We start from the raw sequence: 14461 nt of genomic DNA, 5'->3' as shown, positions 1-14461 counted from the left end.
TTAAAAGGTTTGAAATTTAAATAGTATTACTATATTTTAAATTGAAAGGATAATTTACGAGCAAGATGCTCTATAAGTAAATAATAGGAAATGGAGTCGAACATGGATTTCGAAAAGGATGTAATACGGACGGTCACGTTTAAGCTGATACCTGCATTAGTCATACTATATCTGGTGGCATACATTGATCGGGCCGCTGTCGGGTTCGCTCATTTGCATATGGGTGCCGATGTAGGAATTGGTGATGCTGCCTATGGTCTAGGAGCTGGCTTATTTTTTATTGGATATTTTCTTTTTGAAGTTCCAAGTAATTTGCTTTTAGACAAATTTGGTGCTCGTAAATGGTTTACCCGCATTTTATTAACATGGGGCCTCATCACCATGGCCATGGCGCTTATTCAGGGCCCTAAAAGTTTTTATCTCTTACGGTTTTTACTCGGTGTTGCTGAGGCAGGTTTTTTCCCTGGTGTTTTATACCTGATTACACAGTGGTATCCGGTGCGGCATCGTGGAAAAATCATGGGAATGTTTGTGCTTTCACAACCGATTGCCATGATGATTGCAGGGCCTTTAGCGGGTCTATTACTTGGAATGGATGGCATTGCAAATTTGCACGGCTGGCAATGGTTGTTCGTTGCAGTTGGCTTGCCCGCGGTTTTATTGGCTTTACCGACATTTCTGTGGCTACCCGATAAGATTGATAAAGTAAAGTGGTTAAGCATTGAACAAAAACAATGGCTTAAAAATGAACTCATTAAAGATGAAGCCGAATATGACCAAATCCGACATGCCAATCCACTACATGCCTTAAAAGACAAACGCGTACTTTTATTAGCACTCTACTATTTACCGGTAACTTTAAGTATTTATGGTTTAAATCTCTGGCTTCCTACCATTATTAAGCAATTTGGCGGAGGTAGTGATATTCAAATTGGGTTCTTATCTAGCATTCCCTATATTTTTGGAATTATTGGACTCCTCATTATTCCGCGTAGTACTGACCGCCTGAACGATCGTTACGGACACTTAAGTTTTCTATATGCACTAGGTGCTTGTGCAATGTTTTTAAGTGGTTGGCTAAACTCTCCAGTTATGCAGTTGGCAGCTTTGGCTATAGTTGCGTTCTGTCTATTTTCATCGACTGCCGTGTTTTGGACATTACCAGGTCGTTTCTTAACAGGTGCAAGTGCAGCAGCTGGTATTGCCTTAATTAACTCTGTTGGAAATTTAGGTGGCTATGTCGGTCCATTTGGGATCGGACTGTTAAAAGAATACACGGGAAATATGGCTGCTGGTTTGTATTTCTTATCTATCGTCATGCTTTTTGGCTTGATTCTGACTTACATCGTCTATGCCAAGCTCGAACGCCAAAAAACACAAACAGTGAATATTCAAAAGCCTTTGTAAGGAATAAAACATGCAAATTATTCAATTTGAGAATCGTGCAAATCAACGTGCCGTCGCGAAAGTAGAAGGCAACATGGCATATCCGGTTAAAGATATTCAATCTGTTCGTGATTTAGCACTTTTAGCAATCCGCAATAAAGTTTCACTGGAACAACAAGTTGAGGCGTTAGGGTTTGAGTCCGAAACTTATGATTATTCATCGTTATTAGCAGACTTAAAGGTATTGCCGCCTTTAGATCATCCAGATTCAACGCATTGTTTAATTTCCGGTACAGGTTTAACCCATTTAGGTTCTGCATCTGCACGCGACAAAATGCATCAACAAAATTTAAGTGATGACAGCTCGGTGACCGACACTATGCGAATATTTCAATGGGGGCTACAAAAGGGGCGTCCAGCAGAAGGTCAGATCGGGGCACAGCCAGAATGGTTTTATAAAGGCGATGGTTCAATTGTGGTAAGACCGGGAGCAGAGCTGCCTTTACCTCCATTTGCCGAAGACGGCGGCGAAGAACCTGAAATTGCAGGCCTCTATGTTATTGGAGAAGACCTAAAGCCTTACCGAATCGGGTTTGCGCTGGGCAATGAATATTCTGATCACGTAATGGAGCGTCGTAATTATTTATATTTGGCTCATTCAAAATTACGTTTTTGTAGTTTTGGTCCCGCTTTACGGACAGGCGAATTACCAAAACATTTAGTCGGAACTAGCCGTTTGCGCCGTGATGGACAAATCATTTGGGAAAAAGAGTTTTTGTCGGGTGAAGACAATATGTGTCATAGCTTGGCAAATCTCGAATATCACCACTTTAAGTATCAACAATTCTTAAAAGCAGGCGATGTACATATCCATTATTTCGGTACAGCGACTCTATCTTTTGCCGATGGTATTCAAGCACAAGTTAATGATGAGTTTGAAATAGAAATGAAAGAGTTCGGGCATCCACTCAGAAATAAACTTGCTCATATGCAACCTGAATTACCGATCGGTTCAGTTATTACTCTCTAAGGAATATAAAAATGGTCATTGGACACAACTTTATTGGCGGTTCACGTAGAGCACAAAGTATAAGCTTATTGAAAAGTGTAAATGCAACAATGGGCGAAACTTTGCCTTATGAGTTTCACCATGCAACCGAGCAAGAGGTCAATCAGGCCTGTGAAGCAGCCAGTCAAGCGTTTAAGACTTACCGCCATACGTCTCCTGAACAGCGTGCTGTTTTTCTAGAAAATATTGCCGATGAACTCGATGCATTAGGTACAGATTTTCTTGAAATCGTTTCACAGGAAACCGCTCTGCCACTTGCACGCTTACAAGGTGAACGTGCCCGTACCAGTGGACAAATGCGTTTATTTGCCAAAGTGCTGCGCCGTGGTGACTTTTTAGGTGCCCGTATTGATACTGCTTTACCAGAGCGTCAGCCTTTACCTCGGCCAGACCTGCGCCAGATTAAAATCGGTGTTGGCCCTGTTGCAGTGTTTGGGGCAAGTAACTTTCCTTTAGCATTCTCAACTGCGGGTGGTGACACTGCTTCGGCACTAGCGGCTGGATGTTCGGTAGTAGTAAAAGCCCATAGTGGACATATGGCGACAGCAGATTTCGTAGCGCAGGCAATTGAACGTGCCGTAGAAAAATCAAATATGCCTAAAGGTGTGTTTAACATGATCTACGGTAATGGCGTAGGTGAACCTTTAGTGAAGCATCCTTTAATTCAGGCTGTAGGTTTTACGGGTTCACTGCGTGGCGGACGAGCTTTATGTGACATGGCCGCAGCTCGTCCACAACCGATTCCTGTGTTTGCTGAAATGAGCAGTATTAATCCGATGTTGATGTTGCCAGAAGCCTTAAAAAACCGTGGTGAAAAAATTGCACAGGACTTGGCTGATTCGGTGGTTTTAGGCTGTGGTCAGTTCTGTACCAATCCGGGCTTAATCTTGGGTATTAAATCAGCTGAATTTAGCCAGCTCATTAGCAACCTGACTGAAATTATGGGTGCTAAACCTGCGCAAACTATGCTCAATGCCGGAACCTTAAAAAGTTATACCGCTGCCCTTGAGCACTTAACTGAGCATCAAGGCATTAAGCATTTGGCAGGTCAAACTCAACAAGGCAATCAGGCTCAGCCACAACTGTTTAAAGCGGATATTGAGTTATTACTGGCGGGTGATCAGCTTTTACAAGAAGAAATCTTTGGGCCAACCACAGTCATTATTGAAGTTGAAGATAAAGCCCAACTCATTCAGGCGCTACAAAGCATGAATGGTCAGCTGACTGCGACTTTAATTGCCGATGAAACTGACTTAACCGAGTTTGCTGATGTAGTTCCTGTACTAGAGGAAAAAGCCGGTCGATTACTCATCAATGGCTACCCAACGGGTGTTGAGGTCTGTGATGCGATGGTACATGGCGGGCCATACCCAGCCACTTCAGATGCAAGAGGCACTTCAGTTGGAACCTTGGCCATTGACCGTTACTTAAGACCTGTGTGTTACCAGAACTATCCGCAAAGTTTATTGCCGGAAGCTTTAAAAGACAGCAACCCGTTGCAGATTTTAAGACTGGTCAATGGTGAGATGACTAGAGAAGCAATCTAAAAAATAAAAAGAGACCATATGAAGGTCTCTTTTTTATATTTCGAATAATAAATCTATAGCGGAGTAGGCAAATTAAGCACGACTTGTGCATCTTCTATAACATCTAAACGCAAAATTTTTGAAGCACCTAGTTCATTTAATAACTTTGTTAAAGGGCCTTCATTTTTCACTAATCTTACTTTCTTTGGAAAAAGTTTTTGCGCGAAAGAAAGAATGTTTGATTGAACCTCTGTCTGGTGCCATTTACCATCAACAACATGTAGCATGGTTGCTTTATTAATATGTGTTTCAGAGTCAACATGTTTTAAAGGGGGGACAGCAGTCTCTAAACTTAAATCTAACTTACCATTAAGATCAAAAATATTGGCTTGAACGCTTTTTGAGTTAATGTTCACGTCAATTTTAGTCAGCCATTTCGGTAACTGGTAACCATATACACCCCGCACTCTGGCAATTTCTGTATCGACAGGTAACGCTAAAACATGTGCATAAAAATGACGTTGGCGCATCGATTTGATTAGTTCTGCAATATGTGGCACATGCGCATTAGGCTTGCGTACCACAATCGCAATCGACACTTCGTTATAAGGGTCATTGTCACAAACCGAATAGGTAAAGAACGTAACAGCGACCAACCCATAACCCGGGAAGGGTTGTAATGGTGTTAAGTCAGCAGGAAGTTTTGCTTTAATCTGTTTAATAGGTGCAAGCATCAGCAGTTGCACATTTGCGCTACGATAATAAAAGTTGGGTGCCCAAACAGGACCTACACGGGACTCCATAATTTTTTTAGGAATATGACGGAAAAAGTCGATATTGCCAGCAGCAGGGTCTTGAGCGACTTCATCTAAATCGGGATTCATTCTAAAACGGTCATAATAACCACCTTTGGGTACTTTGATTTTTTGTTGTCCAAATTCAACCTCAGTAAATTGTTGTTTTATATCCATGAAAATTCACCTTTACATTAATTGACCGAGTATCTGATGCTGTCCATATGAAGACGTGTTAATTTAGAACCACTACAGAAACTATAAGTTTAAAGTTCACTTTAAAGTCAAGATTTTAATTTTGATGGCTAAAGGCTTTGACATTTAAATGAAATAAAAAAGGGGAAAGATGAGAAGAGTTTAAGGCCGTGCTTTCATATAAATTTTATTTTAAAAATACAATTAAAGTAATTGACCTTAAAGTTAACTTTAAGCTTAGTATCAATATTCAAATTTTATAACCAATCTATAAGTAGTTGTTTAGCAGGAGAACGAAGATGGGATACGTAACGACAAAAGACGGTGTAGAGATTTTTTATAAAGATTGGGGACCACGTGATGCCCAAGTTCTATTTTTTCATCATGGTTGGCCTTTGAGTTCAGATGATTGGGATACACAATTGCTTTTTTTCCTTAAAGAAGGTTTTCGTGTAGTTGCTCATGACCGCCGTGGACATGGGCGTTCGAGTCAGGTATGGGATGGTCACGATATGGACCATTACGCAGATGATGTTGCAGAAGTGGTTAAACATCTGAACATTAAAAATGCAATTCATATTGGCCATTCAACAGGTGGTGGTGAAGTGGCTCACTATATTGCACGTCATGGTCAAGAAAACGTTAAGAAAGCTGTTCTTGTCAGTGCAGTACCACCGCTTATGGTTAAAACTGAAAATAATCCTGAAGGTTTACCAAAAGAAGTTTTTGATGACCTTCAAAATCAGGTTCTCACAAACCGTGCACAATTTTTCCGAGACCTTCCATCTGGCCCATTCTATGGTTTTAACCGACCAGATGCGAAACCATCTGAAGGTATTATTGCTAACTGGTGGCGTCAGGGTATGACGGGCAGTGCAAAAGCACATTACGATGGTATTGTTGCATTCTCACAAACTGACTTTACTGAAGATTTAAAGAAAATCACTATTCCTGTTTTGGTATTACATGGTGACGACGACCAGATCGTGCCTTATAAAACGTCTGGTGTGAAATCTGCTGAGTTACTTCAAAATAGCCAACTCAAAATCTACCCAGGTTTTTCTCACGGTATGTTAACCGTAAACCATGAAGTAATTAATGCGGACTTATTAGCGTTTATTCGCGAATAATTTAAAGCTATAAACTTTAAAAAAGAGGCCTATTAAGTGCCTCTTTTTTATTTATAAGAAATTGAAATTAAAAGTAATAAATAGAGAAATAATAAAAGGTATTGACATTAAAGTTAGCTTTAATCTTAAAGTAAAGCCATACTGAATGAGGTCATTCCAATGAAAGTGTTCGAAAAATTAGTATTCCCAAATGGCTCATATGTTCCTAATCGTATTGCTAAAGCGGCAATGGAAGAAAATATGGCTGATTTAAACCATGCACCATCAGAAGAATTAATGCGTTTATATCAGGCTTGGGCAAATGGTGGCGTAGGTCTAATCATTACCGGAAATGTGATGGTAGACCGCCGAGCGATGACTGGACCGGGCGGCGTAGTGCTTGAAGATGAAAAGCATCTAGATACTTTCAAAAAATGGGCACAAATTAGCCGTTCCAAAGGTGCTCAGGTTTGGCTTCAAATTAACCATCCGGGTCGACAAATGCAAGCTAACCTAGGTCAGCAGACTTGGGCGCCTTCTGCAATTTCACTTGATCTTGGCAAAATGTCAAATCGCTTTAACACACCAATTGAAATGACTGAATCTATGATTGCAGAAGTGATTCAGCGTTTTGCAAACACGGCACGTTTAGGTGAAAAAGCAGGATTTACTGGTGTGGAAATTCATGCAGCGCATGGATATTTATTAAGCCAGTTTCTTTCTCCACTCAGCAATAAACGCCAAGATCGTTGGGGCGGTTCTTTAGAAAACCGCGCTCGTATTTTAATTGAGATTGTGGAAGCGGTTCGTAAAGTGGTTTCGCCACAGTTTACGGTCGCAGTGAAACTAAATTCAGCCGATTTCCAGCGTGGCGGTTTTAGCGCTGAAGATGCTCAGCAAGTGGTCAAAATGTTAAATGAGCATGCAGTCGATTTGGTTGAACTTTCAGGTGGTAGCTATGAAGCGCCTGCAATGCAAGGTCAGGCACGTGATGGTCGTACACTTGCCCGTGAAGCTTATTTTTTAGAATTTGCACAAGAAATTCGTAAAGTTGCCAAAATGCCTGTTATGGTGACAGGTGGCATACGCCGTAAACAAGTGGCAGAAAAAGTAATTGAAAGTGGTGTAGATATGGTCGGTATAGCCACAGCTTTAGCGATTGAACCTAATTTGCCAAATGCTTGGAAACAAGGCCAAAATATTTCACCTGAACTCAAACCAATTACATGGGAAAATAAAACATTGGCTTCACTTGCCAATATGGCTGTGGTCAAATTCCAGTTACGTAATTTAAGTGCTGGTAAAAAAACAAAACCAAATGTTTCACCAGCTTGGGCTTTAATTTTGCAACAATCAGCGATGTCATGCCGTACTCGCCAGTATAAAAAAGGCATGCGTAACTATTCATTTGCTTCTTAAAAAGTGAGTTGTGTTATGACAAATCTTAACGATTCAAACTGGTTAATTTATGGAGCAAATGGCTACACGGGCGAATTAATCGCTCGTGAAGCTGTACGCCAAGGTCTAAAACCGACTTTGGCTGGCCGTAACAAAGCTAAGGTTGAAGCACTTGCTCAAGAGTTGGGACTTGACTATAAAGCTTTTGGACTTGATAACGTAGATGCAATAAGTGAGCAACTCCAAGGTTTTAAACTGGTTATGCATTGTGCAGGGCCTTTTTCAGCGACATCGAAACCCATGATGGAAGCTTGTATAAAGGCAGGTGCTCACTATCTAGATATTACGGGCGAAATCTCAGTATTTGAGTTGGCACAGTCACTTAACAGCCAAGCCGAAAAAGCCGATATTGTGCTTTGTCCGGGTGTCGGTTTCGATGTAATTCCAACAGACTGTGTTGCTGCTGCCTTGAAAGAAGCACTACCAGATGCGACCCATTTAGCGCTTGGTTTTGACTCTAGAACTGGGTTTTCACCGGGTACAGCCAAAACAAGTACAGAAGGCATGGCCGAAGGTGGAAAAATTCGTAAAAACGGAAAAATTACCACTGTTCCGTTAGCACATTATGTCCGGACTATTGATTTTGGTGATGGCAAAAAAAGTGCCATGAGTGTTCCTTGGGGAGACGTATCGACAGCGTTCTATACAACCGGCATTCCAAACATTGAGGTGTTTGTACCTGCATTTCCTAAAATGATTTTTGGTGCAAAAATGCTGAACTATGTACGCCCAGTATTAAAAATCAATGCTGTGCAGAAGTTTATTAAATCACGTATTGAAAAAACGGTTGTGGGGCCAAATGAGGAGCTTCGAGCGAAAGTACCTACCTATGTTTGGGGTGAAGCAAGAAATGCACGTGGGGAAATCAAAACTGCCCGTATTCAAACGGAAAACGCCTATAGTCTTACCGTAAATGGCTCACTGACTGTGGTGAATTATTTACTCAGAAATACCGTTAAAGGCGGTACACATACACCCGCAAAACTGATGGGCTATAAGCTAGTGACCGAGTTGCCGGGTTCTGGCCCGCTAGTCATTACGTAACCAAGCCTTTATTAAAACAGTACGTTTATAGATAACCCGAATAAGGAGCCATTCTTGTTCGGGTCATTTATATAATTTATAAATATTTCAGGAAGATATAGAGCTATATAGATACAAGAAAAATCAGAAAACAAAACACTCCATAAGAAATCATTTAAATTGAATATACTAAAAAGCGATAAATCTTATTCATAACAAAGGAATGAAAATGAGAAAACTCATACTGTTTCTACATGCATCGCTTGATAGTTTTGTCGAAGGTCCAAATGGGGCAATGGACATAGGTTGGATTGCTTACGATGCCGATTTGGCAAATCATGCAAAAGAAATCTTGAGCACTGCCGATACGGTAATTTGGGGACGTGCGACTTACCAGATGATGCATAATTATTGGCCAACCATGCTTTCAAACCCCGAAGCTTCGGAGCATGAACGAAATCATGCTGAGTGGATTGAAAAGACTGAAAAAATCGTTTTTTCAACCACCTTAGATACTGTTGAATGGAATAATTCCAGACTTGTGAAAGATCATGTTGAAGAAGAAATTAATAAGCTCAAGCAGCAACCGGGCAAGGATATGGTGATTTTGGGGAGTCCACGGTTTGCACACTATCTCATGCAACTTGGTTTAATTGATGAATATAAAATTACGGTTTCGCCCGTTTTAATTGGTAGTGGCTTGCCGCTATTTCAAGGTATTCAGCAAAAGACCAATCTTAAACTTATTGAAAATAAAACTTTTGCTTCTAGTGCGATAGCTCTTCACTATCAAAAGGTTGGTTAATTTTTTCTATAATATTTATATGAAAAAGACGAATTACAAGGCTGGTCTGTAATTCGTCTTTTTAGATTTATTTTATGCTGCTTAAACGTTTAACGACTGCTTCGGCAATTTCTTTACTCGACTGAGGGTTTTGTCCAGTAATAATTCTGTCGTCTGAAACCACATATGAGGTAAACGGAATAAAAGCTTGTTTATATTTTGCACCACGTTCAATGAGTCCATTTTGTAAAGAAAATGGAGCTTGAGACTTAATACCTGAAAGTGTTTCTTCTATATTTGCAAAACCCGTAACAGTTCTACCTGCAATTAACGGTTTGCCATTTTCATCCTGTAAAGGTAATAAACCACCTACGCCGTGACAAACTGCTGAAACGACTCCACCTTGGCCATAGATCTGTTCGCTAATGTTTTGCAAAGTTTTATTATTTGGGAAATCCCACATGGTACCGTGCCCACCCGTATAGTAAATGGCTTTGTACTGGGTAGGATTAATCGCGTTCGGAGCTAATGTTGTTTTTAACCGTTGCATAAATGCTGGGTCGGCTAAATGCTGACGAGCGGATTTGTCTAAGTAAATAGACTTTAAGCTACGTTCATCTAGAGGCACTTCACCACCTAAAGGACTTACAAAGTCCATTTCATAGCCGGCAGCTAATGCAACATCATAAAAATGGGTGAGCTCGGTTAGCCAAAGTCCTGTTTTATCTGAACGAGAAGGGTAAGCCGAGTGATTAGTCATTACGACTAAAATTTTTCCACTTGTTTTTGCAAGGCTTTGAGCTTTATCTGAACCTGCGGCATAAACCACATTTGTAGATAAAAGAATGGTAAAAATAATGCTTAACCAACGTTGAAAATTCCACACTTTAAACATCACAGGTTCCTCATTTATCACCTGTGGTCCATCGTATGTTTAAAGTGTACTTTAAGGTCAATAGAATTCTATAGGTTTACGGCGTTTTTGATTTATCGTAATAGAGATTCATAAGGCGTTCGGCATTTTCTTCACAGGTAATTTCATCGGGTTTGTTATTAATTGCTTCAATCATGGTGAGTAAATTTTGCTTACTGACTTTAAGCTTTTGTTCTAAAAGTTCGATTTCCTGAATTTTAGATTCAAGTGTTTGGATGAGTGCGTCATGGTTCCAAGTAGTCACTTTTGACGGTAAAAATGATTTAATTTCTGCTAAAGAAAAACCAACTTGCTGGGCCTGTTGAATTAAAGAAAGTTGCTTTAAATCGTTATCTGTATATTCACGATAACCATTCGACTTTCTTTTTGCTTTAGGCAAGAGTTTGATTTGCTCGTAATAACGAATTGTAGGGGTACTTAAACCACTTAGTTTCGATAACTCGCTAATATTCATAGCCACATACTCTATTGACATTCAAGTTAACTTTAGACTTATAGTTACTTAAAATCAAGGTTCATAACTTTACCAAGCACACACTTTCAGTAACAGCTTTCTATGCTTTGATAGATGAAAGAATAGAATTATAAATATGAAAAATGAGGTGAGAAAATGTCTAAACGCATATTACATGTCGTGACCAATATTTCACGCTATAAGGATGTAGATGAGCCGACAGGACTGTGGTTGGGCGAGCTCACTCATGCTTATGATGAATTTGAAAAGCAAGGTTATGTGCAAGATATTGTCAGCCCAAATGGCGGAAAAACCCCGATCGAGCCTAAATCGCTTGCGCCTTTGGTTGCAGATAAATCTGTTAAAGCCAGAGAAAAAGACCAAGCTTTTATTACCTTGTTAGCAAATACTTTTAAGCCTTCCGATATTCATTGGCAAGATTATGACGTGATCTATTACACGGGTGGTCACGGTGTGATGTGGGACTTTTTAGATAATCCTGAACTGCAAGAAATCACCAAAAATATTTATGAAAAAGGTGGCATTGTTTCGAGTGTATGCCACGGTTATTGCGGTTTGCTTCACGTCAGACTTTCAAATGGCAAGCGACTCATAGAAGGTAAAAAGTTAACTGGCTTTGCATGGAGTGAAGAGGTTCTGGCAGGGGTAGCGAAAAAAGTGCCGTACAATGCCGAAGAGCTCGCTAAAGAATATGGCGCTCGTTATGAAAAGGCTTTTATTCCTTTTGCGCCGTATGTCGTTCAAGATGGCAATTTGATTACTGGTCAAAACCCGTTTTCAGCTAAGAAGACGGCTTTAGCGATTATAGAAACGCTTGAAAAGAGTGCTTTGTGAAAATTATTCAAAGTTATAAATAAGATAAGCCGAATACTGCAAATGGAGTGTTCGGCTTATTTTTATCGAACTATGAACGCCACCAATAATTTTCAACATTCGGCTCGTTTAAGTTCAAAATTTGTCCCATTTGCGGTGTGCTAATGGCTAAATTATTTTCATGAGCCAAAGCCACGATACGTTCAAACGGGTCGTCCCAAGCATGAAGCGCCAAGTCAAAAGTACCATTATGTACAGGCAACAAATGACGTCCTTTTAAGTCTAAATGTGCTTGTAAAGTTTGCTCTGGTTGCATATGAACATCGGGCCATTCAGGGTCATAAGCACCAGTTTCTAACATGGTCAAATCAAACGGACCATAACGATGTCCAATCTCTTTAAACCCGTCAAAATATCCCGTGTCACCGCTAAAAAACACACGTAAGTCATTATCAATAATCACCCACGAAGCCCAAAGCGTTGCATTGCTATCGCCCATACCACGGCCTGAAAAATGATGGGCAGGGGTAGCGACCAGTTCAAGTCCATCTACATGCGTGGTGTCCTACCAGTCGAGTTGTTGAACTTTTTCTGCTGGAATTCCCCATTTAATGAGTGTATCGCCTACACCAAGCGGCGTTAAGAAATGTTCAACTTTATCGTTAAGCTGCATAACCGCATGGTAGTCGAGGTGGTCGTAGTGGTTATGCGACAGAATCACACCTTTAATGGGTGGTAAGTCTGCAATGCTAATCGGTGGCTGGTGAAAACGTTTTGGACCAATCCATTGAAAAGGTGAAGCACGTTCAGAAAAAACAGGGTCGGTTAACCAAAACTCATTTTGCAGTTTTAACAAAATGGTTGAGTGGCCCAAACGAAATAGAGAGCGGTCAGGTGCACTTAAAAGCTGTTCTTTTGACAAACTTAAAACAGGAATTTCTTTGTTGGGTACTGTGTCTTTTGGTTTGTTAAAAAGAAACTTCCACATAAGTTGAAGTGTTTTACCAAAAGAAGGCTTGTGTTGGTTCGGACGCGTATTTCTAAATTTGCCATTGTGCTGCTGAGATGGCATTAAGGGAGAAGGCAAGTTTGTTGTGTTTGAAATAGTCATCTTGTTTTTCCTTATTGGAACAAACCTATATGTACAAATAAGAACTTGGGTTAAGTGCTTATTTTAATTCATTTAAATGAGTATTTACTCACTCATTAATTGGTTTAAAAATAAGGACGCCGCGCATCCTTATTCTATGATTTATATTGAAACTGCATGCCAAAACGCTTCAAAACCAGATTTGCGATAAAGCTCGGTTTGAGAAGGGTCTTGGGCAATAAAATTAAGTGTAACCTCGGCAAGCGCACCTAAAATCGAAGCAATAAATAACGGTGGATAATCTCTTAATTTGCCATCGTTAATACGTTCTTGAATGTTTTGAGTAAAGTCACAAAAGGTTTGCATACCAATTTGTTTGCTTTGCTCAGTAATTTGTTCTGAGGTCGAAAGCTGCGCCATTACTTTACGTTTAAGGGGAGCTTCTAAACTCCAGTCCAAATAACTTTGCCAGATATGCGACATTTGTGTTTGTAAATCTGAGTTGGTAGGGTAACCAAGCATCATGACCTGACGTAGCTCAGCCTTGAGCGAAAGATATAACTGGTTAAGCAATTCTTCTTTATTACTAAAATAGGTAAATAAAGTGCCTTCTGCCACGCCAGCAACTTTAGCAATTTTTGAAGTAGACGCACGTTCGCCAAGCTCTGCTAATGTTTCGATAGCAGCACTTAAAATTGCATTACGTTTATCTTCACTACGAGGACGAGCCATATACAAACAGATTAATTGAGTGATTACTCAATCATAAATAAAAATAGAAAAAATGCAAGCAAAATAAAAAAAGCCCTCAAAGAAGGGCTTTTAGGATTGAGTTATATGACTGAGTAAAACTTTTACTCAGGATCTAAGTAAACTTTACCGAGATCAATTTTTTTATAATGTTCAAAATTAGCTTTTTCTTCTGGAACTTGTTCATTAAATTTTCCTGAGTAATCTAATGTTTTGTTTTGATAATTTTTAAAGCTAATATAAATTAATGGCGGAAGATTTTTATAATCCTCTAAACTAGGTTCAATGAAAAAATATTCTTTTGTTAATGGTTTAATAGTAAAACTACCATCATTACTTACTCTTATGGTTGTTGATTTTTCATCAGGTAAATAGAAACCTATATATCCATTTACATTGTGTAGAGGCTGTTTAGTTTTACTGTCATAAAGATAACCAGTTGCTTCAGGAGTTAAATATAAAATTTTTTTTGTACAACCTGAAGCAATTGAACACGAGAGTATAAGAAAAAAGAATATTAAATATTTTTTCATTTTTTAGAAATCCCTGAAATAAATAACAATCCCATCGTATCTTTTTCGTTCGCTACCATGCGTGTATCCCAACCAGATATGGTAAGTAGATTACCCTTTGCATATTTCATTAGATCGATTTCACCAGTTTTTGGATATATGGTTCCAGCTTTAGGATTCTGATCATAGCCTGATGATCCATGATGTGTAACTGATTCATTGAAACCTGCATATGTTTCAACAATTGCATGGCCAGTCTCATGAGCTATTGTCTCTTTAAACTTTTTATCAGATAAAGAATACTCATAAAAAGACCAACCATTATCGAATTTTAAGTATCCTGTCATGTAGGCAGTTTTTCTGGAAAGTGCCCAGTTAGAACTACGGAACATTAGATCATTCGGGTTTACATTAGTTACAAATGTAAGTTTCATTTCGGGCATAGCTTGAACTTCGGAAGGTTTAGCCTTTACAAAAACTTCATATTCATCTCCATTAATTTTTATATTTTTTCCGGTCGGATGCGTATGATTTCTACCCCAA

General features: G+C 39.5%; 13 protein-coding genes and 1 pseudogene. 8 read left to right on the top strand and 6 right to left on the bottom strand.

Annotated features, from left to right (window positions below; genetic code table 11):
* Positions 1 to 102 precede the first annotated feature (102 nt).
* The 3 genes from abaQ to ABLC00_RS09785 are packed head-to-tail and all read left to right on the top strand — an operon-like array spanning position 103 to position 4002.
* The gene (gene abaQ / locus ABLC00_RS09795; RefSeq protein ID WP_004887071.1) at positions 103 to 1407 is read left to right on the top strand and encodes a multidrug efflux MFS transporter AbaQ; all 1305 of its coding nucleotides are present in this window, start codon (positions 103 to 105) and stop codon (positions 1405 to 1407) included.
* Between the two features lie 10 nt (positions 1408 to 1417).
* Entirely contained in the window at positions 1418 to 2416 is a 999-nt protein-coding gene (gene araD1 / locus ABLC00_RS09790) for an AraD1 family protein (RefSeq protein WP_004887074.1), read from the top strand.
* 11 nt (positions 2417 to 2427) lie between these two features.
* The gene (locus tag ABLC00_RS09785) at positions 2428 to 4002 is read left to right on the top strand and encodes an aldehyde dehydrogenase (NADP(+)) (RefSeq protein WP_004887078.1); all 1575 of its coding nucleotides are present in this window, start codon (positions 2428 to 2430) and stop codon (positions 4000 to 4002) included.
* A 53-nt stretch (positions 4003 to 4055) separates the two neighbouring features.
* On the opposite strand, the gene ABLC00_RS09780 is transcribed toward ABLC00_RS09785, so the two are convergent.
* Positions 4056 to 4952, bottom strand: coding sequence for a hypothetical protein (locus tag ABLC00_RS09780; protein WP_004887080.1), 897 nt, complete (start codon positions 4950 to 4952; stop codon positions 4056 to 4058).
* Between the two features lie 317 nt (positions 4953 to 5269).
* Here ABLC00_RS09780 and ABLC00_RS09775 point away from each other — a divergent pair, with 317 nt between their 5' ends.
* The 4 genes from ABLC00_RS09775 (at position 5270) to ABLC00_RS09760 (ending at position 9365) form a co-directional block, all read left to right on the top strand.
* Positions 5270 to 6100 (top strand): alpha/beta fold hydrolase, encoded by an 831-nt coding sequence (locus ABLC00_RS09775; protein ID WP_000542615.1) that lies wholly within the window; start codon positions 5270 to 5272, stop codon positions 6098 to 6100.
* Positions 6101 to 6259: 159 nt separating this feature from the next.
* Entirely contained in the window at positions 6260 to 7498 is a 1239-nt protein-coding gene (locus ABLC00_RS09770; protein ID WP_002050809.1) for an NADH:flavin oxidoreductase/NADH oxidase family protein, read from the top strand.
* Between the two features lie 15 nt (positions 7499 to 7513).
* On the top strand, positions 7514 to 8581 hold the full coding sequence (locus ABLC00_RS09765) for a trans-acting enoyl reductase family protein (RefSeq protein ID WP_004887084.1): 1068 nt from the start codon (positions 7514 to 7516) through the stop codon (positions 8579 to 8581).
* 208 nt (positions 8582 to 8789) lie between these two features.
* Complete coding sequence (locus tag ABLC00_RS09760; protein WP_004887085.1) at positions 8790 to 9365, top strand: dihydrofolate reductase family protein; 576 nt, start codon at positions 8790 to 8792, stop codon at positions 9363 to 9365.
* A 67-nt stretch (positions 9366 to 9432) separates the two neighbouring features.
* On the opposite strand, the gene ABLC00_RS09755 is transcribed toward ABLC00_RS09760, so the two are convergent.
* On the bottom strand, positions 9433 to 10239 hold the full coding sequence (locus ABLC00_RS09755; RefSeq protein WP_004887086.1) for a type 1 glutamine amidotransferase domain-containing protein: 807 nt from the start codon (positions 10237 to 10239) through the stop codon (positions 9433 to 9435).
* A gap of 76 nt (positions 10240 to 10315) precedes the next feature.
* Positions 10316 to 10732, bottom strand: coding sequence for a MerR family transcriptional regulator (locus tag ABLC00_RS09750; protein WP_002050803.1), 417 nt, complete (start codon positions 10730 to 10732; stop codon positions 10316 to 10318).
* A 156-nt stretch (positions 10733 to 10888) separates the two neighbouring features.
* Here ABLC00_RS09750 and ABLC00_RS09745 point away from each other — a divergent pair, with 156 nt between their 5' ends.
* Positions 10889 to 11587, top strand: a complete 699-nt coding sequence (locus ABLC00_RS09745; RefSeq protein WP_006581658.1) for a type 1 glutamine amidotransferase domain-containing protein — start codon at positions 10889 to 10891, stop codon at positions 11585 to 11587.
* Between the two features lie 70 nt (positions 11588 to 11657).
* Here ABLC00_RS09745 and ABLC00_RS09740 read toward each other — a convergent pair.
* The 3 genes and pseudogenes from ABLC00_RS09740 to ABLC00_RS09730 form a co-directional block, all read right to left on the bottom strand.
* Positions 11658 to 12677: pseudogene (locus ABLC00_RS09740) on the bottom strand (MBL fold metallo-hydrolase).
* Between the two features lie 141 nt (positions 12678 to 12818).
* A complete protein-coding gene (locus ABLC00_RS09735; RefSeq protein WP_004887092.1) occupies positions 12819 to 13388 on the bottom strand; it encodes a TetR/AcrR family transcriptional regulator in 570 nt (189 codons plus the stop codon).
* 122 nt (positions 13389 to 13510) lie between these two features.
* The gene (locus tag ABLC00_RS09730; protein WP_004887094.1) at positions 13511 to 13939 is read right to left on the bottom strand and encodes a hypothetical protein; all 429 of its coding nucleotides are present in this window, start codon (positions 13937 to 13939) and stop codon (positions 13511 to 13513) included.
* Between the last annotated feature and the right edge of the window lie 522 nt (positions 13940 to 14461).

This window comes from Acinetobacter nosocomialis (genome assembly GCF_041021905.1).
GTDB classification, from domain to species: Bacteria; Pseudomonadota; Gammaproteobacteria; order Pseudomonadales; family Moraxellaceae; genus Acinetobacter; species Acinetobacter nosocomialis.
The sequence above is the reverse complement of the archived record's forward strand: the minus strand, read 5'-3'. Positions and strand labels throughout refer to the sequence as shown.

Excerpts from the sequence above, each read along its gene's own strand:
- abaQ (WP_004887071.1), top strand. The coding sequence starts at position 103 with ATGGATTTCGAAAAGGATGTAATACGGACGGTCACGTTTAAGCTGATA.
- araD1 (WP_004887074.1), top strand. The coding sequence starts at position 1,418 with ATGCAAATTATTCAATTTGAGAATCGTGCAAATCAACGTGCCGTCGCG.
- ABLC00_RS09785 (WP_004887078.1), top strand. The coding sequence starts at position 2,428 with ATGGTCATTGGACACAACTTTATTGGCGGTTCACGTAGAGCACAAAGT.
- ABLC00_RS09780 (WP_004887080.1), bottom strand. The coding sequence starts at position 4,952 with ATGGATATAAAACAACAATTTACTGAGGTTGAATTTGGACAACAAAAA.
- ABLC00_RS09775 (WP_000542615.1), top strand. The coding sequence starts at position 5,270 with ATGGGATACGTAACGACAAAAGACGGTGTAGAGATTTTTTATAAAGAT.
- ABLC00_RS09770 (WP_002050809.1), top strand. The coding sequence starts at position 6,260 with ATGAAAGTGTTCGAAAAATTAGTATTCCCAAATGGCTCATATGTTCCT.
- ABLC00_RS09765 (WP_004887084.1), top strand. The coding sequence starts at position 7,514 with ATGACAAATCTTAACGATTCAAACTGGTTAATTTATGGAGCAAATGGC.
- ABLC00_RS09760 (WP_004887085.1), top strand. The coding sequence starts at position 8,790 with ATGAGAAAACTCATACTGTTTCTACATGCATCGCTTGATAGTTTTGTC.
- ABLC00_RS09755 (WP_004887086.1), bottom strand. The coding sequence starts at position 10,239 with ATGTTTAAAGTGTGGAATTTTCAACGTTGGTTAAGCATTATTTTTACC.
- ABLC00_RS09750 (WP_002050803.1), bottom strand. The coding sequence starts at position 10,732 with ATGAATATTAGCGAGTTATCGAAACTAAGTGGTTTAAGTACCCCTACA.
- ABLC00_RS09745 (WP_006581658.1), top strand. The coding sequence starts at position 10,889 with ATGTCTAAACGCATATTACATGTCGTGACCAATATTTCACGCTATAAG.
- ABLC00_RS09735 (WP_004887092.1), bottom strand. The coding sequence starts at position 13,388 with ATGGCTCGTCCTCGTAGTGAAGATAAACGTAATGCAATTTTAAGTGCT.
- ABLC00_RS09730 (WP_004887094.1), bottom strand. The coding sequence starts at position 13,939 with ATGAAAAAATATTTAATATTCTTTTTTCTTATACTCTCGTGTTCAATT.